This window comes from Nocardia sp. CS682 (genome assembly GCF_004634405.1).
Lineage (GTDB): Bacteria > Actinomycetota > Actinomycetes > Mycobacteriales > Mycobacteriaceae > Nocardia > Nocardia ninae.
Genome location: NZ_CP029710.1, coordinates 2,738,255 through 2,756,089, shown reverse-complemented (window position 1 = coordinate 2,756,089; position 17,835 = coordinate 2,738,255). Strand labels below are relative to the sequence as shown.

19 protein-coding genes and 1 pseudogene are annotated in these 17,835 nt (G+C 64.7%); 11 read left to right on the top strand and 9 right to left on the bottom strand.

All coding sequences use genetic code 11. The features are described from left to right. Positions 1 to 97: 97 nt before the first annotated feature. Entirely contained in the window at positions 98 to 1,372 is a 1,275-nt protein-coding gene (locus DMB37_RS12330; RefSeq protein WP_135232812.1) for a serine hydrolase, read from the top strand. Between the two features lie 60 nt (positions 1,373 to 1,432). Here DMB37_RS12330 and DMB37_RS12325 read toward each other — a convergent pair whose 3' ends face one another. The 3 genes from DMB37_RS12325 to DMB37_RS12315 all read right to left on the bottom strand — a co-directional run bounded on the left by DMB37_RS12325 (position 1,433) and on the right by DMB37_RS12315 (position 4,653). Further along, positions 1,433 to 3,046: an ABC transporter substrate-binding protein gene (locus DMB37_RS12325; RefSeq protein WP_167768823.1), complete on the bottom strand. Its 1,614-nt coding sequence runs from the start codon at positions 3,044 to 3,046 to the stop codon at positions 1,433 to 1,435. Between the two features lie 164 nt (positions 3,047 to 3,210). Next, entirely contained in the window at positions 3,211 to 3,675 is a 465-nt protein-coding gene (locus DMB37_RS12320; protein WP_206055241.1) for an RDD family protein, read from the bottom strand. A 93-nt stretch (positions 3,676 to 3,768) separates the two neighbouring features. After that, positions 3,769 to 4,653 (bottom strand): hypothetical protein, encoded by an 885-nt coding sequence (locus DMB37_RS12315; RefSeq protein ID WP_135232811.1) that lies wholly within the window; start codon positions 4,651 to 4,653, stop codon positions 3,769 to 3,771. Between the two features lie 264 nt (positions 4,654 to 4,917). Here DMB37_RS12315 and DMB37_RS41915 point away from each other — a divergent pair. The 6 genes and pseudogenes from DMB37_RS41915 to DMB37_RS12290 form a co-directional block, all read left to right on the top strand. Then, positions 4,918 to 5,064, top strand: a pseudogene (locus DMB37_RS41915) (DUF4236 domain-containing protein); the annotation flags it as partial. 123 nt (positions 5,065 to 5,187) lie between these two features. Beyond that, positions 5,188 to 5,979 (top strand): hypothetical protein, encoded by a 792-nt coding sequence (locus tag DMB37_RS12310; protein WP_240772364.1) that lies wholly within the window; start codon positions 5,188 to 5,190, stop codon positions 5,977 to 5,979. An 84-nt stretch (positions 5,980 to 6,063) separates the two neighbouring features. Continuing rightward, on the top strand, positions 6,064 to 6,648 hold the full coding sequence (locus DMB37_RS12305) for an NADAR family protein (protein ID WP_240772363.1): 585 nt from the start codon (positions 6,064 to 6,066) through the stop codon (positions 6,646 to 6,648). 214 nt (positions 6,649 to 6,862) lie between these two features. Further along, positions 6,863 to 7,177: a hypothetical protein gene (locus tag DMB37_RS12300; RefSeq protein ID WP_135232810.1), complete on the top strand. Its 315-nt coding sequence runs from the start codon at positions 6,863 to 6,865 to the stop codon at positions 7,175 to 7,177. 21 nt (positions 7,178 to 7,198) lie between these two features. Then, positions 7,199 to 7,627: a hypothetical protein gene (locus DMB37_RS12295; RefSeq protein ID WP_135232809.1), complete on the top strand. Its 429-nt coding sequence runs from the start codon at positions 7,199 to 7,201 to the stop codon at positions 7,625 to 7,627. 188 nt (positions 7,628 to 7,815) lie between these two features. Further along, positions 7,816 to 8,487 (top strand): hypothetical protein, encoded by a 672-nt coding sequence (locus DMB37_RS12290; RefSeq protein WP_135232808.1) that lies wholly within the window; start codon positions 7,816 to 7,818, stop codon positions 8,485 to 8,487. On the opposite strand, the gene DMB37_RS12285 is transcribed toward DMB37_RS12290, so the two are convergent. Next, the gene (locus DMB37_RS12285) at positions 8,442 to 10,316 is read right to left on the bottom strand and encodes an AMP-binding protein (RefSeq protein ID WP_240772362.1); all 1,875 of its coding nucleotides are present in this window, start codon (positions 10,314 to 10,316) and stop codon (positions 8,442 to 8,444) included. The genes DMB37_RS12290 and DMB37_RS12285 overlap by 46 nt on opposite strands. Before the next feature lie 578 nt (positions 10,317 to 10,894). Here DMB37_RS12285 and DMB37_RS12280 point away from each other — a divergent pair. Then, positions 10,895 to 11,125, top strand: a complete 231-nt coding sequence (locus tag DMB37_RS12280) for a hypothetical protein (protein ID WP_135232807.1) — start codon at positions 10,895 to 10,897, stop codon at positions 11,123 to 11,125. A gap of 40 nt (positions 11,126 to 11,165) precedes the next feature. Here the strand turns inward: DMB37_RS12280 and DMB37_RS12275 are convergent, their stop codons facing one another. Then, positions 11,166 to 11,747: a hypothetical protein gene (locus tag DMB37_RS12275; protein ID WP_240772361.1), complete on the bottom strand. Its 582-nt coding sequence runs from the start codon at positions 11,745 to 11,747 to the stop codon at positions 11,166 to 11,168. 209 nt (positions 11,748 to 11,956) lie between these two features. After that, positions 11,957 to 12,325 carry a hypothetical protein gene (locus tag DMB37_RS12270; RefSeq protein WP_135232806.1) on the bottom strand — a complete coding sequence of 123 codons (369 nt, stop codon included), beginning with the start codon at positions 12,323 to 12,325 and terminating at the stop codon, positions 11,957 to 11,959. A gap of 436 nt (positions 12,326 to 12,761) precedes the next feature. Here DMB37_RS12270 and DMB37_RS12265 point away from each other — a divergent pair, with 436 nt between their 5' ends. Both DMB37_RS12265 and DMB37_RS12260 read left to right on the top strand, forming a co-directional pair. Continuing rightward, the gene (locus DMB37_RS12265; RefSeq protein WP_206055240.1) at positions 12,762 to 13,154 is read left to right on the top strand and encodes a hypothetical protein; all 393 of its coding nucleotides are present in this window, start codon (positions 12,762 to 12,764) and stop codon (positions 13,152 to 13,154) included. 276 nt (positions 13,155 to 13,430) lie between these two features. Beyond that, positions 13,431 to 13,844 (top strand): hypothetical protein, encoded by a 414-nt coding sequence (locus DMB37_RS12260; protein WP_135232804.1) that lies wholly within the window; start codon positions 13,431 to 13,433, stop codon positions 13,842 to 13,844. 72 nt (positions 13,845 to 13,916) lie between these two features. On the opposite strand, the gene DMB37_RS12255 is transcribed toward DMB37_RS12260, so the two are convergent. Then, positions 13,917 to 14,474 carry a TetR/AcrR family transcriptional regulator gene (locus DMB37_RS12255; RefSeq protein ID WP_167768821.1) on the bottom strand — a complete coding sequence of 186 codons (558 nt, stop codon included), beginning with the start codon at positions 14,472 to 14,474 and terminating at the stop codon, positions 13,917 to 13,919. A gap of 163 nt (positions 14,475 to 14,637) precedes the next feature. Here DMB37_RS12255 and DMB37_RS12250 point away from each other — a divergent pair, with 163 nt between their 5' ends. After that, complete coding sequence (locus tag DMB37_RS12250; RefSeq protein ID WP_135232802.1) at positions 14,638 to 15,573, top strand: alpha/beta fold hydrolase; 936 nt, start codon at positions 14,638 to 14,640, stop codon at positions 15,571 to 15,573. A gap of 66 nt (positions 15,574 to 15,639) precedes the next feature. On the opposite strand, the gene DMB37_RS12245 is transcribed toward DMB37_RS12250, so the two are convergent. After that, a complete protein-coding gene (locus DMB37_RS12245) occupies positions 15,640 to 16,800 on the bottom strand; it encodes an MFS transporter (RefSeq protein ID WP_135232801.1) in 1,161 nt (386 codons plus the stop codon). A 53-nt stretch (positions 16,801 to 16,853) separates the two neighbouring features. Next, positions 16,854 to 17,822, bottom strand: a complete 969-nt coding sequence (locus DMB37_RS12240; protein ID WP_135232800.1) for a diiron oxygenase — start codon at positions 17,820 to 17,822, stop codon at positions 16,854 to 16,856. Positions 17,823 to 17,835: the final 13 nt, after the last annotated feature.

The window sequence follows — 17,835 nt, the reverse complement described above, 5'->3', positions numbered from 1 at the left end:
CATCACCGGGTGGTGTGGTGCGCAATCATGTTGGGCCCCAACCCTATACGGCCCGGTCTGCTCCAGCATTTTCAGATCTCTAGAAATGGATTCAGCAATGGTAGGCACAACGAACAAGACATCAGGGCAAGGAAACTTCGCCCGCGAGAACGGTGTCGAGGACGGCTGGGGGAAAGTCGCCGACGCGTTCCGGGCGAACTTCGACGCAAACCACGGTGAGGTGGGTGCGGCGTGCTGCGTTTATGTGAACGGCCGCCCGGTCGTCGACCTGTGGGACGGCCTCGCCGATCGGCAGGCGAACCGACCGTGGGATGAGAACACCATCGTCCAGGTCGCATCAACCACGAAGGGCGCAACCGCGATCTGTGCCCATATCCTGGCGGCGCGCGGTGAACTGGACCTGGACGCGCCGGTAGTCCAGTACTGGCCGGAGTTCGGCAATGCGGGCAAGGAGCAAATTCCGGTGCGCTGGTTGCTGTCTCACCAAGCCGGTCTGCCGGTTGTCGACGGCCCGTTGACGTTCGAGCAGGCGTGCGAATGGGATCCGGTCATCCGTGCACTCGAGGCGCAGCCGCCGCTGTGGCAGCCGGGCACCGAACACGTCTACCACGGCGTCACTTTCGGGTACCTGGTCGGGGAAGTCGTGCGCAGGATCTCCGGCAAGTCGCTCGGCACGTTCTTCGCCGACGAAGTCGCAGGCCCGCTCGGACTGCGCGCCTGGATCGGGCTGCCCGAGGAACAAGAGCAGTACGTGGCCCGGATCGAGTACGCCGCTCCGTTCAGTCTGGAGGAGCTGCTCGCGGGAATGGCCGAGGCTTCCGGGCTCGACAAGGACACGGTCACTGCGTGGGTCAATTCCGCATGGGGTCCCGACTCGGTTCAAATGCGCGCCGGTTCGCTCGGCGGTGCGTTGGACAACGCGGCCGACCCCGCGTTTGCGTACTACACCACGCGAGCCTGGCGCGCGGCGGAGTTCCCGGCGGCGAACGGAATTGCGGACGCGCACTCGGTGGCCCGGATGTATGCCGCCACGGTCAGCGATGTCGACGGCGTGCGATTGCTCGATCCGGCAACTGTCGAACGGGCGACGGCCGTCCAGACCGACAAGTCGCGGATGCACGGCCTGCCGCCGGAGTTGAACATCCCGGCAGACCGCTCGTTCAATATGTCGCTCGGGTTCTGGCGAGATTGCCCACCCATGCCGATGGCCGGACCGGGGTCGTTCGGCCACCCCGGTTCCGGCGGGTCGATCGGTTTCGCGGTCCCCGATGCCGGTGTCGGCTTCGGCTACGTCACCAACCTCTGGAACTTCCGACCCGACGACCCGCGGGCATCGAGCCTGGCCGAGGCCGTCCGATCCTGCCTCGGTTGAGGTCGGCCATTCAGGTGGGGTCGCGTTTGCGGCCCCACCTGACCGAATCCCAACCGGCGACTACTTTTCGACACCCTCGTAAGCGAAGAGACCATTCCAGGTCAGCTTCGCCTGCCGCACCTTGTCCGAATGTCCGGCGTTGTTGTTGTCGTTGAACACCGGAACATCAGGCATGTCCTGGAACAGAATGGCTTGCGCCTTTGCGATGTGTGCGTAGGACTCCTCCGGCGTGGGGGCGGCCAGCGCGGCGGTGATGTGCTTGTCGAATTCAGGATTGACGTAGCCGATGTCGTTGCTCGCCGAATCGGAGACATACTGCGGGATCAGGAAGTTCAGCATTGTCGGGTAGTCGCCCTGCCAGGCGTTACGGAACGCGGTGCGGATGGACTTGCTGGTGATCGCGTCGCGCAACGGCTTGAACGTCGGATACGGTGCGCCGATCGCCTCCACGCCGAGGGTGTTCTTGACGCTGTTGGCGACCGCCTCGATCCAGGCCTGGTGGCCGCCGTCGGAGTTGTAGGCGATCTCGAGGCGACCGGTCCACGGCGCGATGGCATTGGCCTGCGCCCACAGTTTCTTGGCCTCGTCCGGGTTGTATGCCAGCAGCTCCACTCCGGGGAGATTGTCGTTGTAACCGGGCAGGCTGGCGGAGGTGAAGTCGCGCGCCGGGACCTTGGTGCCGTGCCAGATGGACTCGGAGATCTGCGGCCGGTTGATGGCCAGCGAGATGGCTTTGCGGCGCAGCACGCCTTCCTCGCCGGCGAAATGCGGCACGGTTGGCTGGAATCCGATGTGCTCGTAGCGCGCGGTCTTCTTCTGGATGGCGCGGTCGCCGAGATCGTTCTTGAAGCTGGTCAGCGCGTTGTCGGGGATGGTGTCGAGCAGGTCGAGATTGCCGGCCAGCAGGTCGGCGTAGGCGGTGTCGAAGGACTGGTACATCACGAACCGCAGCCCTTTGTTCTTCGCCGGACGCTTGCCGCGGTAATCCGGATTCGGCACCAGATCGATCTGCACGTTGTGCTGCCAGGCATCCGGACCGGCGAACTTGTACGGGCCGTTGCCGATCGGGCGCTCGCCGAACGCCTTCATGTCCTGATACGCCACCGTGGGTAGCGGACGGAACGGCGTGAATCCCAGTGAGAGTTCGAAATCGATCGATGGGCGGGTGAGATCAACCGTGAACGTGCGATCGTCGACCACCTTCAGCCCCGACATCGTCTGCGCCTTGGGCGGAGCCGCCGAAACCTCGTCGTAGCCGACGATCGAGGCGAATATCCAGCTCTGCAACTGTGCGTTTGTGCTCAACGCACCGTAGTTCCACGCGTCGACGAACGACTTCGCCGTCACCGGGGAGCCGTCGGTGAACTTCCAGTCCGGCGCGAGGGTGATCCGATAGTGCTGCCGGTCGGTCGACTCGATCGACTGCGCCACCTCGTTGTGTGCCACGCCCTCGGTGTCGTAGTACTTCAGCCCGGCGAACAGGCGGTCGACCACGCGGCCGCCCTGGTTCTCGTTGGTATTCGTCGGAACGAGCGGATGTTGCGGCTCACCGCCGTTCACGGTGACCACGCCCTCCGCCGCATCACCTCCGCCGGAGGAACAGGCCGTCAAGCCCAGCCCGGTCGCCAAAACGACAGCCGCCAGTAACGCAGTCCATCTGGTGGATCTCAACACACTCTCCGTCCTCGAGTGGCCGAATCGAACGCGGCCCCCGTAATAAAGTCGGACAGTAGCTATTTCGTGCGGCGTTGTCCTCGAAATCCGCGCCCTGGGCTGGAGTGAAGGTTTAGTTCATGCCGTCCTGCGGCCACCGCAGCGGCGATCGTCCGGGTCGGCCATCATTGCGACACTGCAACCCTTTCGTCGCGTCTGCGTACGGTGCGCAGGCCGCATGCCTGCCCAACGCTCGCGCCTTCGAGGACGAACTGAAAAACGATGACCACGAAGCCGAACAACCACCGCCCCAGCGTCTGCCAGAAGCGCGGGCGGCGGCCGTCCTTCCAGCGCAGCACGCGCAGGCCGAACAGCAGTTTGGCGACGCTGCCGCGAAGCAGCAGCGTGCCGAAGACATGATTGACGAATGACGCTGCGAGCACACAGGGGATAAACGTAGCCAGAAACGCGGCGACACCATCGGTGGCGTGAAAAACCTTCTGTAACAACGTGATACCGATGAGGAGGGCTAGGAAGCCGTCGGTCATCGCCGCCAGTGCCAGCCGGTTGTCACTTGCCTGGTCCGGCAGCCACCCCTGTGCTCCGGCTCGTGCGGGGGACACTGCGGGTTCGGTATGCGGTGCGCTCATTCGACACATTGTGCCGGTGCGCGGCGGCCCGTTCCCAGCAGTGAAAACCAGTGGCTGGACAGATCATCGCTGCACGTCAGTTTGTCGCGGGGTTCAGAACTCCTTGAGGTAGATCTTGTCGTCGGTGCCGATGTGCAGCAGGTCCAGGCGGCCGCGGCCGCGACTGCCGACTGCCACTGCGTGGTCGGTGACTCCGCCCATGTCTTCCCAGCCGTTCCAGCCCGGCTCGTCCGCGTCCAACCATGCGTGGTAGATCGACGCGTCCGTGCCTCGGTGGAACAGGTCGATGCGGCCCGGGCCCCAGGAGCAGGCCGCGAGACCGTGTTCGGTGACGCCGCCGAGCGAGTGCCAACCGGACCAGTCGACGCCGGCGTTCTCGGTCCACTGGTGGTGGATTCCGTTGTCTCTGCCGACGGAGAAAACGTCGATCCGATCGGGGCCCCACGTGGTCGCCGCCGGGGTGCGGAATCCGTTATCGGGTGCGTCGTACCACTCGCCGCCGAGGGATTCCCAGCCCATGAATCCGTGGTTGTCGTCGTAGTACATGTGCAGCATTTCGAACGGTGGGCCGGTGGCCGACAGCGCGAAAATGTCCATCCGCCAACGGCTCCGGCACACCGCGGGTCCGGCGCCGATGCCTGCGGGCAGTGGGAAAACCGGCCCGAGGTCTTCCCATCGGGTCCACGACTGCGGCCTGGTGCAGGAGCGGTGCCGCAGCGAGAATCCGGCGTTGACGAACAGATCGCGCCGATCGGTGATGCAGGCCAAGGCAGGCACTCCGGACAGGCTCGCGCCGCCGGGTTGGCCGATGTTCTCGTTCGATGCCCAGTAGTTGTCGCCGAGGTACACCGCCTCGTGCAAGTCGTCGCGCTTGTCTCGGACTATGACGCGGAGTGCGTCTTCATCGCCGGCCGCAGTGATCCCCCTGGGCTGCATGTGCCACGCGACGCTGGTCTCTTGCCATTCTGACCATCCCATGGTCGATCTTCCTTCGCTGACGGCGACGTCGTCGCCGGGGATTCTGCTGCAATATTAGTCAGCTTATCTGACTAATATTGTCAGTCTCTCGTACTGAAGTCAAGAAGTGGAGAACGTCGAACGCATCTGCGACGTCAGCGGACTGCCGCTCGTGCCTCGTTCAGCTGACCGCTCGTAGGCGCAGCGGATCGAGCTCGTAGCGAGCCGCACAGGCTGGTCGGCGGCATAGAATCTGGACAACGCGCTACGGGATCGGGGGTACCGGTGGGGTTCTATTCGCGCAAGTCGGTGAATGCAGGTCCGTTTCGGGTCAACGTCTCCAAGTCGGGTGTCGGTGCCAGTGTTGGTGTTCGGGGATTCCGGGTCGGCAGTGGGCCGCGGGGGACCTATGTGCATGTCAGTGCACATGGTCTGCACTACCGGCGGATGCTGTCCTCGCGGCCTCGCGCGCAAGCTGATACGACGCCTAGGCAAGCGACGCAACTCGGCGGGATGGACCCGGCCGATGAAACCGGTTTCGACGCAACTCAACTGGTGCCCACGGGCCCTGGCGATCTGCTCGATCAGTTGAGCGCAGCGAGCCGCTACAACGCTCTATTGCCTTGGGGCGCAATCGCACTGGTGTTGACAGCCGCCGTCGCCGCAACATCGAAACTGCTGTGGATGCCGATCATCGTGCTCGCTGCCGGCGTCCCCGGATTGGTGTGGTTGTGGTGGTGGGACCGCCGTAATCGGACGGTCGCCGTGGCGTATGAGGTGACCGGCCCCATTTCGGACTGGTTCAACGAACTCATCGACGGCTACCGCTCTGTCGTGACACTCGGCGGAGCATGGCGCGTCGAGGCAGCTGTCTCTGTCGCAGGCACTTACGGATACAAGGTCAGCGGTGGCGCCGAAACTCAGATCAGCCGCAAGGCGGTGACGCGCAGCCTGAAACCGCCACGCATCCTTGCCACGAATATCGCCGTACCGACGATCTCCCACGACCGCCACACACTGCTGTTCCTCCCTGACCGAATCCTCGTCCGTTCCGCTGACCGCTGGAGCGACGTCGACTATCGGCATCTGCACGTGGAGTGCCACCGAAAGTGGGTGATCGAACCCGAACCACCACCCCGCGACGGGATTCAGGTCGACACAACGTGGCAGTTCGTGAACGTACGCGGCGGCCCCGATCGTCGATACCGCCACAACCCGCTCCTGCCGATCATGGAGTACGGGCACCTGACGTTGACCAGTCCGCACGGTTTGCACTGGATCATCGATTGCTCGCGCCCCGAGGTCGCAGAGTGGTTCGCCGCCGTGCTCGCACGCCGACCCTGCTGACACGGCCTACCTACTCGGCCGACGGATCGCCGTCAGTTGGCGTCCCTGCCTTAGGTTATTGAGTGGCTGGGTTGCGGTGTCGGTGTGAGGATCAGCGGCATGAAGTTGGAAAGGCCGGTGGATTGCCGTAGCCGTGAAGAGCTCGTTGCGGCGGTCCGCGGGGGTGCTCATCCGAAATGGCTGATGTTCTGGGACCATCGGCCTTCGAAGGGCGGGGGACTGGATGCGAACTGCTTGAGTCAGTGGTGGCCTGCGCCGTTCGTGATCGACGGAGTGACGTACCCCTGCGCCGAGCATTGGATGATGGCGGAAAAGGCGCGGATCTTCGGCGATGAGGAGACACGGCAGCGAATATCGACCGCGCGAAGTCCGGCAGCGGCGAAGAAGCTGGGTCGTGTGGTACGCGGTTTCGATGAGCAGACCTGGGCGGCTGAGAGTTTCGAGGTAGTCGTGGAAGGCAGCGTTGCCAAGTTCGGGCAGCATGCGCAGCTGAAGGCGTACCTTCTCGGCACGAGCAAGCGGGTGCTGGTCGAAGCCAGTCCGATGGACCGTGTCTGGGGTATCGGACTGGCCGCGACCGACGTACACGCGACCGACCCCGAGCGGTGGCGCGGCCGCAACTTGCTCGGTTTCGCCCTGATGGAGGCCAGATCACGGTTGAGTGGGTGACCGCCTGGTAAGAGCTGACGAGCTAGCGAAACCCGGTTTCAGACGGGCTGTCCTGAGTGCTCGGACGGTGCCAAACTGGTGCGATGAGGGGCGAAATGGCCGAGGCCGCTACGGATGTGGTTGCGTGAGACACAATGACAAGTCACTGGCCGAGAAGGTCGATGCCCTCTTTCTCGAGCGTTGGCCATGCGGGAGCCGTTCGGCAACTATCGAGGTGGCTGCGTTCGTTGCGAGCGAGACCGGCCGTGATATCGACCGGCAGTACATCTATCGGATTCGTGCGGGCAAGGTCCGGAAGGTCGATGGCCGCGTGCTCGAAGCCATTGCATTGTTCTTCGGCAAGCCGCTCGGGTACTTCTCCGTGAACGCCGATGACGAGATCGCCGCGGTATTACGCGAATCGAAGCTACAGTTGGCTGGCCTGCGTGCGATGCGGGATTTGACCCCGGAGGCGCACGCGGAGTTGCGCGAGTTGGTCGATATCGCGCAGCAGGTGCTCAGAGACGAGGAAGCGGGACCGGGGAGATAAATGAGCCCACAGTGGATCCGGATGGACGGCATTGTGAAGCACCTGGTGCCAAGGCCTTACACCATGACCGGTCTGCTGGAACGCGCGTCGGATGAGCTAGGAATCCGGCTGTTCGTGCTCCCGAAGGTACGACGAGGCACGCCGTTGACCGGGGTGGTGGTGCGCGATGGCGACCGCGGTGTCATTCTGGTGCCCGCCGACGCGGCCGAGGAGTTCCAGGTTCATATCGTCGCTCATGAGTTGTGGCATTTGTTCTGTGGGCACTCCTGTACGCAGCAGACGCTGAAAGGCTATAGGGCGACAACGCGATCGAGGTTTCAAGAAGCCTGTTGCGAGCGGTTCGCGCGCAAGGTCGGTTTGGAGATCAAGCGGCAGCGCTTGGAGCGCCGGGAGGCGATGCCGCAGGCCGCGCGCGGTTTGGCCGAAGCGTTCGGGATCCGCAGCTGGTGATACTGGGTAGTCGTTCGGAACTGATATCACGAAGCGCGGAGATCGCATAACTGGTGGGCGCGCAATGGGTTTCGGCCGTGTCTTGGCTCGGGTTCGGCGTAGGGGCGGTATTGTTCGGCCGCGGAATGTGGCGGGCGCGGCCGACCCAACAGCTACTCGGGGCCGGAATCGCTTTCTATGCATTGAGTTTGCGGATCTTCGCGCCCTTGGGCGTGGGCGGGGCGCGCGCGCCGCTGACCACCGACGGGCGCGTCTGGGCGGCGACGTTCGCGGTCGTCGCGGGGGCGGCGATGCTGGCGTTGCTGTTGCTCATCGAAGGGGCGCAACCCGCCGGGACCGGGACACATCGGCGCCTGCGACTGCTGTGCGGGGTGGCGGTGGTCAGCGCGGTGGTGTTGCGTGTGGTGATGTGGCTTCCCGGCCCGGATCTTCCCCCGAGCAGCGATTTCCTGAACGCATATGGGGGTGATGCACGGGTCGTGGTCTACGAGCTGGTGTTCGCCGCGTGGCTCGGGTTGCCGTTGGGGGCACTGGGAACGTTCGTGTTTCGTTTCCAGCGGGGTGTGACACGCTGGTGCACCTTCGCTGGGTGCCTAGCTGGAGTTGGATGGGCGGTTTGGAAGGTGGCCGGGGTCGCGGTGCGCTTCATAACTGGGGACGTGATTCCGTTGGCATCGCCGGTCAGTGTGGCCACGGGCGTGACTTCGCTGGCTCTCGTGGTGGGTGGGCTGGTGAGTGGGCAGTTGCGCGACGCCGTGCGGCAGGCTCGGGAGAATCGAGAATATGCCCTTGCCCGCCGCGCCGACGACGAACGTCATTGCACTCCGGCACCGGATTCGACGGATACGCCTGCGGCGTAGCGGTTTCGGATTTGTTGCTTGTAGACCTTGCCGCTGTCGTCACGCGGCAGGGAGTGCACGATCTCGATGTGGCGGGGCACTTTGTAGTCCGCGAGTTGGTCGGAAAGTGTTTCGCGGACGGCGTCTGCGGTGAGGTCCGCACCGGGGCGGAGCAGAATATGGGCGACCACGATCTCGCCGAGGTCACCCGTGTCGGGTATGCCGAGCACGGCCACGTCTTCGACACCATCCAAGGTGGCGATTGCGTTCTCGATCTCGGCGGGGTAAATGTTCACTCCGCCCCGGATCACCACTTCGGCGTCCCGGCCGGTCAGATACAGGTAGCCGTCCTTGTCGAGGTAGCCGAGGTCGCCGACCCACAGCATGCCCTCGATGGGCGAGTGTGGTGCTCCGTGGTTGAGGTACTCGAAGCGGGGCCAGTAGTCGGCGCCGCGTACCCACACGCGTCCGATCTCACCGACGGGCAGTGGGTTACCCTGCTCGTCGCCGATGTGCACCGCCGAGCCGTCCGTGGCGCGGCCGACGCTGCCGGGGTGTTCGAGCCATTCTGAAGCGCTGATCCAGGTGATCGTGCCTGCTTCGCTGCATCCGTAGAACTCCCAGAGCGCATCGCCGAACAGGTCGATGGCGGCCCTCTTCAACGCGGGCGGGCACGGCGCGGCGGAATGAATGACGTGGGTGAGGCTCGAGATGTCATAGGCAGCGCGTATGTCCGTGGGCAAGCTCAGAATTCGCGAGACCATGGTGGGTACGATCTTGACCTGCTGGATGCGGTGATGGTCGACCAGCTGCAGGAACTTGTGGGCGTCCCACTTCGGCATGATCACGATGTCGGCGCCCATGCGCAGCCCGAGAACGGCGACAGCGTTCGGCGAAGTGTGGTAGAGCGGCCCGGCGACCAGCATCGGCACACCCGGGGCGAGGCCCATCCGCTGTGCGGTAGCACCTGCGATGCTCAGCAGCTGCTGCGGCGTCATTCTCTCGCGCGCAACACCTTTGGGTTTGCCCGTGGTGCCAGAGGTATAGATGACGCCCATCGAGTCGGAAATCGCGCCTTCGATGTGCCCGACCGGCTCGGGGTGCGCGGCGATCCAGTCTTCCAGCAAGTCGTGGCGACCGGTGGGCTCGGCCAGGGCGAGATCCCATCCACCCTCAGCGAGAAGCTCTGGCGCCATGGCGATTTCGATGATCCGGGCATCGCTGCCTGCCCGTTCCTGAGCGGCCTCGAGAACCGGCACGAACTCGGTATGCGCGAAGATCAGGCGTACCTGTGCGTCGGTCAGGACGTGGGCGACCTCGCTCGCGGTCCATCGGGTATTGATCGGCAGCGGGTTACCTCCGGTGGAAGCGATGCCCACCGACACTTCGAGGAACTCGATGTCATTGCGCGCCATAATGACGCATTTGTCACCGCGGTTGATTCCCGCGGCCAGGAGAGCAGTCCCGAGCCGACCAGCGCGAAGCAGAGCTTCGGGTTGGGTCCGTGTGCGGGTGCCGCAGACGAGAGTGGGCGCTTTCGGCGGGGTGTCGGTCATGTCAGAGAGTCTGCCACCCCGGCGGTCATTTGTGATCGGGAGTTGAACCCTGCTGCGTGCGTGCACGAAATGCGTTCGGTGCCAACGGTAGTGGCTCGTCCGGTGTGAGGTCAGCATCCCTTCCCGTAGGAGGACGTCGACACTGCCTCTGTAGCAGTGGATTTCGTGCAGGATGAGCTTCCCTCGATGTTGCTGGATGTGATTTACTGTCTCTGCGATCAGAAATGATCGCGAATGTGTCACTGCCGGCTGGCCATCCTGCGGCGCAAGTGACCAAACGGATTCGGGTCCCAAGGAAGCGATTCGAATCCAGCTCCAGCTGATCTGAGACCCGATATGAAGGGGGTGTCGGGTCTCAGATCGGCGTGCAGCGAGGGGCGGGCAAGGTCGAGCGGGGCGTGCAAGTCCGCCTCACTGGGCGCCCGATTCGCCGTCGCATCGCTGGACAGGTTCGATTGCATCGGTGCCACCGTAGGGCACAGTGACGCAGGCCAGTGCGTACGTAACCCGCACGGGCTCTACGGTTTTCGATGAGTCGGGAGAGTCTTACCAGAGCGACCGGTTCGCCACCTGATGCGCGCCGGGCGCACATGGTGGATCCTGGCTGGATGGAGCAGGTGGGTAACCAGGATGAACGTGCGCGTACCGACTCGACTGGATACCGACCGCGTCAGGTGTCTTTTCTGGGGTGCCACTCGGTGGGGGAGTGGCCACGAAGTTGTATGGGCTTTCGGTTCCGGGGATAGCCGTTAGCGCGGAACTGGCAAGTGCTGCAGTGGAATTGGCTGCCGCTGCGTTTCCTGCGTCGGCGCGTTCGGATGGTCGGTATGCCGCCGGCTTTGTCATTGCACACCAGAGCACAGCGAGTTGCTATGTCCTCGTGCTGGTGGTCGGAGCACAATGAGGTGCACCAGAAGCTCTTCTCAGCACCGGGGTTGGAGACCGGCGAACTCGGCGTCCATCCCAGTCCGGCGATCGGATGTGTGTGGGAACTGGGCATTATCGACTTCGAGCGTCGCGCCTGGATCGAGCACGTGCTGGCACCGGCCGACGGGCCGGACCTCGAGCGCTACCTTGCGCGAACGCTGAATGGTGTTGTCTGACAACGAGTGCAGAGAATGCCTGCGTCATTTCGGTGATGGCTCACGACTGCTTTGCTTTGCGGGGCGAGGACATTTCTTCCCACAGCGGACCGAATACCAGCCACAGTCCGACGACGGTCCAGGACCGGCCGACCCACCACCACAGGCTGGTCGCCTGCTCGCCTTCCGCAACAGTGACGATGATCAATCCCAGCGCCACCGAGGCGATCGTCGCAGCGAGCACGGCGCGATTCCACTCCTGCCACAGGGCCGCCACCTTCTCGGGCGTACCCTTCGCCGGCTTCACCGGCGCCGGGCCTCCGGCGAATCGGTGTGCGAAACGCACGTCCGCCCAGCGCACGATGGCAGGACCGAAGGCGACACTGACACCGAGGTACACCCCGGCGAGTCCGTGGATCAGGCCCGGTTGCGCGCCGCGGTGCAGATCGACGGCGGCGGCGACGATAAGGGCGACGTCGAGCAGTGGAATTCCCCACAGCAGTGCAGCGCCCATCGACCGCAACCGCAACAGGTACCGCGCGATCATCCCCGCCGCCAGTAATACCCACAGCCCGACCTCGGATACCACAATCATGGTCGCGACCGGATTGTCACGAATAACGTCCAGCATTTCCGTCTCCACCTGTCGTGAATGTATTCGGCAATCGTGATGCCGCAGGCGGTATTTCGGGCCCGTCCTGCGCCGGGTCAAACGTAAGGCCCGAGCCGTTCCGACCGCGTCCTCCTATCGGAGGACGACCCCACCGACGTCCGGATGACATTCTTGGCATGCATAAAGGCTCATGCATGATGCGCATGAGCCTTCTATGCGAGCGGACGTGAACTGACCGGTCATAGACCTGCGGAACCTGTGGGCGGAGCCTCCGCTTTGCTGACCTCGACATTCCGGTCGAGCATCGTATTTCCGAAACCGCCGTTGATGCCGACGGTGATCACCACGCGGTGGCTACCTGGTCGGACATTCTTGATGACGTACGACGGGCCGACAATCCCCTCACCACCCGGCCCGAGCACGAAATCCTGGAGTTGATCGTCCACTTGCACCATCCCGACCCAGTATTTTTCGTCGGAATTCACCGACACCGTGATCTGCTCGGCGCCGCCGATGGCATTGGCGGTGGTCTCGGCCGCAGCGGTACTCGTCCCGGCCAACATGAGCGCGGTCGCGAAAACAGGGGCAACCCATAGGGAGTTTCGCATGATTCCTTTCAATGGATGACGTTGCGGACCGGCGCGTCCGCGGAACGCCTGTGACGAATCCATCAGCTCGACCGAGGATTGAGTTCGCCGACTCGGCGCCGGTGCAGTCGACGGGGTTGGCGACAACGTTAGGAAAGGCGGGGCGGCGGAGAAAGTCCCGAGTTGTCCTGCCCCTGATACTCGGGGGATACATGGATCGGCGCGATCAAGCGAATTCTGTTGGCGGAGTTGAACTTCAGAAGGGATTAGGTGGGGCTTAACTTGGCGCCGCGAGTCGGTTGTTTCGCTACGCTGACCCGTGAAACAACCCCGATACGCGATGGTGTGCGATCGGGGTGTCCGGCTGCGGTGAGTGGCGCTGCCACGAATGGTGTTATGTGGGAAGGGATATCGACTGATGTGGGCGCGGCGAATGGTGGCGGGGATAGTGTCGGCGGTGATCGGGGCGTTGGTGGCGGCGGCTCCGGCGCAGGCGGATCCGTTGCCGCAATTCACGACGATCGGCAGCACGCTCTACTCGTTCGGTGAGGCGAAGCTCTGTGCGGGCGCGATCGATATCGCGCTGGAGGCTGCGCCGGATCGTCCCGGTCATGTGCTGGCGCATGTGACGCCCCGGGGTTATCTGGGTGGGCCGTGCGGCAACCGGGTGAAGCTGGGATGGGTGGGTTCGGCGGGTCTGCGCACACAGGATGTCTACGTCCGGACCGGTGCGGCGCAGGGCGATACCGAAACGACTGATTTGTGGGTGGGGATGGGGCCTGCCAAGGTGATGGCGGTCTCCTGGCCCATTCGGGGCACGTTCGCGGAGTGGTATCTGCTGGTGCCGTAACGAGCGCTGATCACGGTGGTTACTTGCTGGGCGAGGATGGTGCGGGCCCGGCTTCGACAGCACTGGGGACAGGGCAGAAAACGCGGGCGACAGTTCTGAGGGAGAATACGGGCGTGAGCTATGCAATCAGGACGAAGTTCAAAGATCAGCTCGGGGTACCGGCGACAGTGGCGCTGACGAGTGCCACGGCATTCGTCGGCTGCTAGCTCGATGTCGGAGCGGGAAGTGCCTGGTCGCGACTCCTCGCCGGGGCCAGGTGAGAACAGATTCGATGCGGTGGAACGGGTGCGCAGAAAGCTGGAAGGTATGAAGACGGGTGAGACCGGTCGCTCCGAGGCGGGAGACGGCGCGTCGAAACTCATTCGGTTGCCGCATCGTCCGCGGCGGATGACGGAGGACGCGGGCGAGCGTCCGCGCAAAACGTGGCGTTCGGAAGGCGGCTCTGTCCACGATTCCGCCCCGACCAGGCCCGTTATGCGTTCAGAATTGCAGCGGGAGACCGGGGCATGGCCGGTCGACCCGGGCGCGACGTGGCACGCCCCGCCGGAGGGTGATCCGGGCAAAGCCGAACAGGACGCGAGTGTCATCGATCTCGGTGCGCTGCGGCGGAAACGAGCCGGCGACGATGCGCCGGCCGCAGGCGCGCGGCGCATGGTCAAGCCGCGCAGAATTGGTCCGGACAAACCGTAGAGCCCGCGCATCGCTACCAGCGCATGCGCTGAATTCGACCGAGCCTGAGCGTTCCGCCGTGGCGTTCCGTCTCTACCGGCACCCATCGAGCAGCAGTCGAATGGTGAGGCGCGGGTCGTACTGCGCGTCGACCATCTCCGCGCCCGCGCAGATGTCGCCGATCGCTCGAAGTAGCTGGTAGGCGGTGAATTCGGCAGTGACCTCGCCCGCGTTCCTTGCGGCGTTCAGCAGGTCGTCGAGCACCGGCACGAGGCGATCGAGGAACAGTGCGTGCAGAGCGGTGAAGGTCTCGGGGTCATTTCGCATCGCCGCGGCGAGCCCGTGTTTGGTGACCAGGAAGTCCGCGAAAAGTTCCACCCATTGACGCAGCGCGGTGAACGGAGACGCCGCTGACGCGAGCAGGGCGGGCCCGGCTTCGGCGCAGGCGTCGACCTGGTGTCGATAGACGGCGACGACGAGGTCCGCGCGGGTGGGGAAGTGGCGGTAGATCGTGCCCATGCCGACGCCTGCCGCGGCGGCGATCCGGCGAACGGGTGCGTCCACCCCGTCGGTGACGAAGACCGATGCCGCGGCATCGAGCAGCGCCTTCTCGTTGCGCCGGGCGTCCGCGCGTTTGCCGGTCGGCTCCACGCTGCCCTCCTTTTCCAGGGTTTCGAGTTCCTCTTGCTAAGCGGAACATCGCTCCGTATATTCGGAGCAGCGTTCCGATTAACACCTTATCCGGTGCTCCACGCCGTCGGAAGCTGCCGCGGCCCGGCTGCGGCATTCATCGTCGATCGAAGGAAACATCCCCATGTCCACACCTGTTACGAGCGCCGTCCCCGCTCTGACCACGCCGATCATCAGCGTCAAGCCGGTCGTCCTGTCCGCACCGCAGCGCGGCGTCGACCTCCAGGTGCGCGTGTCGGCGCCCACCGTCGGCACGGACCTCCCGGTCATCGTCCTCGCGCACGGCTTCGGCGAGTCGATGTCCGGGTACGACCCGCTGGTCGATTTCTGGGCGGGCAACGGCTTCGTCGTCCTCCAGCCCACGTTCCTCGACTCACGCACCCTCGGCATCACCCCAGCCGACCCGCGATACTCGGAGATCTGGCGCATCCGAGTCCAGGACGTCGGGCAGGTGCTCGACGAACTCGACCATGTCGTCGCCGCTGTTCCAGGCCTCGGCGATCGCATCGACCGCGAGCGCATCGCGGTCGCCGGCCACTCCTGGGGCGGGCAAACCGTCGGCATGCTGCTCGGCGCACGCGTTCTCGGCGCGGACGGCCAGCTCGGCCCCGACCTGACCGATTCGCGCGTCAAAGCCGGTGTGTTGCTTGCTACGACCGGTCTCGCCGGCGACGACTTGACGCCGTTCGCCGCACAGAATTTCGCCTTCATGCGGCCCGACTTCGATGCGCTGACTACGCCGACCCTCGTGGTCGCGGGCGACAACGACCAGTCGCACCTCTCGACCCGCGGCCCCGACTGGTTCACCGACGTGTACACCTACAGCCCCGGCGCCCAGAGCCTGCTCACCGTGTTCGGTGGCGACCACTCGCTCGGCGGAGTCCACGCCTACAACGCCAAGGACACCACCGACGAAAGCCCCGAGCGCGTGGCGCTGATTCGCACGGCGGCCTGGGCCTACCTCCGCAGTGCCCTCGGCATCGACGACACCGAATGGAAGCAGGTGCAGGTCGATCTCGCGGAGGCTGCCGACCCGATCGGGAAGATCGACAACAAGTAATTCCTACCCCCGGTGCGGGGTTCAGGGCTTATTGCAAAGCTTCTGGTGGAGTCTCGAACCCGAGGTTCATGACACGAAACGTGGTGTTCCCGCCCGCGCCCCCGACGCGATCTGCACGACGGCCAGCACCACCAACAGCACCAACACCGCAGTCCACGCATGGGTCAGATCGTGCAGCGCACCGGCCAGCACCGGACCGACCGCACACAGCGCGAACCCGGCGATCTGACTCATCGCAGTCAGCTTCGCCGTCGTCTGCGCATCACGCGACCGCAGCAGCGGCAGCGAATACCCGATCGCGGTGCCCGCCCCCAACCCCGCACCGAGCAGAATCATCCACACGATCGCCCCGCCGGTCGGTGAAATCAACAGTCCTGCAAAGGAGATGGCCAACACCGCCCCCGTCGACGTCGCGGCCCAGACCTGCCGTTCGCTCCGGTTCACCACAATGGACATGGCCAGCGCCGAGGGTACGGCGACCAGATTGGCCACCGAGAGCATGCCGCCCGCCCACGAAGCGTCCATGCCCGCATCTACGAGAATCGTTGGCAGCCAGGCGGACACGGTGTAGAACAGCAACGCGGGCATGGCGAAGAAGATGGTCACCGCCCAGGCCAGCGGCTGCAACCACAAGCTTCGCGGCGCGCCCTCAGACGCAGGACCGGCACCGGCATCGCTGCGGACCCGCACCTGGGGCAACCACACCAGCCACGCGACGACGACGGGTACCGCCCACAGACCCAGCGTCGCCCGCCAGCCGAGACCGGTGGCGTCCTGTAGCGGCAGCGTGATTCCGGACGCCGCGGCCGCCCCGGTGTACAGGGACATGGTGTAGAGCCCGGTCAACAGTCCGACATGTCCCGGGTGATCGCGCTTGATCGCGGCTGGAACCAGCACATTGCCCACGGTGATGGCCAGGCCGATGATCGCGGTCCCCGCGAACAGCGCCACCACGCCGGGCAGCAGCCGAATCCCGAAGCCCGCCAGCAATACCAGCAGCGCGAGACCGATCGTGCGGTTGAGACCCAGCTCGCGCCCGATACGCGGCGTGAGGCCGGAAAAGCCCACCCAGCAGGCGATCGGCACCGCCACCAGCAGGCTGGCCACGGTGCTGTTGAACCCCTCCTGCTGCTGCACCTGCGGCATCAGTGTCGCGATCGCCGTGATGGGCGGCCGCAGATTCAACGCGACCAGCGAGACGCCGACCGCCACCAACCAGATCGGCACCGCCACAGCGGATTTAGCCGCGAGCGCCGTAGTGTCACCCTCTGATTCGGCCCTCACTGTCCCTCGATCGTCACCGTGGACCAGTCGAACGTGAGCTCCTCGAGAATGTCCAGCTCGCTGCAGAACTTGTGCAGCCCACTGAAATTGGACAGCAGCCGCTTGGTCGACGTGTCGTGCTCGACCTCCCGCAGCATCTCGTGCCCGCCCTCCACCCCGACCAGATCGACGATGCGATGCCAGGTGGGGAAGTTGTTCGCGGCGAACGCTTCCAGCCCGTCGACCATCGCCTCCCGGAACAGCGCGCGTTGCGCCGGACCGAGCCGGTGGTACACGGCCTTGGCGACCTCGTCGGCGATCGAGGAGTGGCAGTACTCATCGCGGTTGTGCATGGTCGCGGTGACCTTGTTGATCGGCTGGATCTCGTCGTCCTCGGCGATCAGATCGAGGTAGGAGTTGATCGAGATCTCGGCGACCGTGGCGAAGGCGAGGGCGCTGAGATCGCGCTGCCAGCCCTCCTCGCTCCTGGCCATGCGCTGGCGGAGCCGAGCGGCCTTGTGCCCGAGCGGTAGTGCCGTCTCGGGCATCCGCCAGCCGCGGCGGCGCCGCATCACCGAACTGGCATTGAGGTGCATGAGGGTGTGGTACTGCTCGTCGAGCATCGCCTGCGTCATGGCGGTGGTCAGCATGTCCATGTCGAGGCCGGTGTCGAAGGTATCCTCGATGACCAGGGCGAAGGTGGGGTTCACCACGTGCTGTTCGGTGTCCATGATGTGTTTGTTGAAAGCCACCCAGCCCCAGCCGAGCATCCGCGCCTTGGTGTCGGGGTCCAGCGCACGGTAGGTCGGATGTTCCCGGAACGGGATCAGACCCTCCGGATAATCGGGGCGGGCGGGTTCGAACAGCTCGTCCAGGTCGGGCTCGGGGCGCTTCACCATCGCGCGCCGATGCCAGTTCCCGGTGAGCCTGCTGATCACCGCGTTCTCGACCGGGTCGTCGGGGTCGTGCTCCGGTAGCGACGGCATGGCAGGACCGCCT

Excerpts from the sequence above, each read along its gene's own strand:
- DMB37_RS12280 (WP_135232807.1), top strand. The coding sequence starts at position 10,895 with ATGTCCTCGTGCTGGTGGTCGGAGCACAATGAGGTGCACCAGAAGCTC.
- DMB37_RS12330 (WP_135232812.1), top strand. The coding sequence starts at position 98 with ATGGTAGGCACAACGAACAAGACATCAGGGCAAGGAAACTTCGCCCGC.
- DMB37_RS12320 (WP_206055241.1), bottom strand. The coding sequence starts at position 3,675 with ATGAGCGCACCGCATACCGAACCCGCAGTGTCCCCCGCACGAGCCGGA.
- DMB37_RS12270 (WP_135232806.1), bottom strand. The coding sequence starts at position 12,325 with ATGCGAAACTCCCTATGGGTTGCCCCTGTTTTCGCGACCGCGCTCATG.
- DMB37_RS12295 (WP_135232809.1), top strand. The coding sequence starts at position 7,199 with ATGGACGGCATTGTGAAGCACCTGGTGCCAAGGCCTTACACCATGACC.
- DMB37_RS12240 (WP_135232800.1), bottom strand. The coding sequence starts at position 17,822 with ATGCCGTCGCTACCGGAGCACGACCCCGACGACCCGGTCGAGAACGCG.
- DMB37_RS12250 (WP_135232802.1), top strand. The coding sequence starts at position 14,638 with ATGTCCACACCTGTTACGAGCGCCGTCCCCGCTCTGACCACGCCGATC.
- DMB37_RS12315 (WP_135232811.1), bottom strand. The coding sequence starts at position 4,653 with ATGGGATGGTCAGAATGGCAAGAGACCAGCGTCGCGTGGCACATGCAG.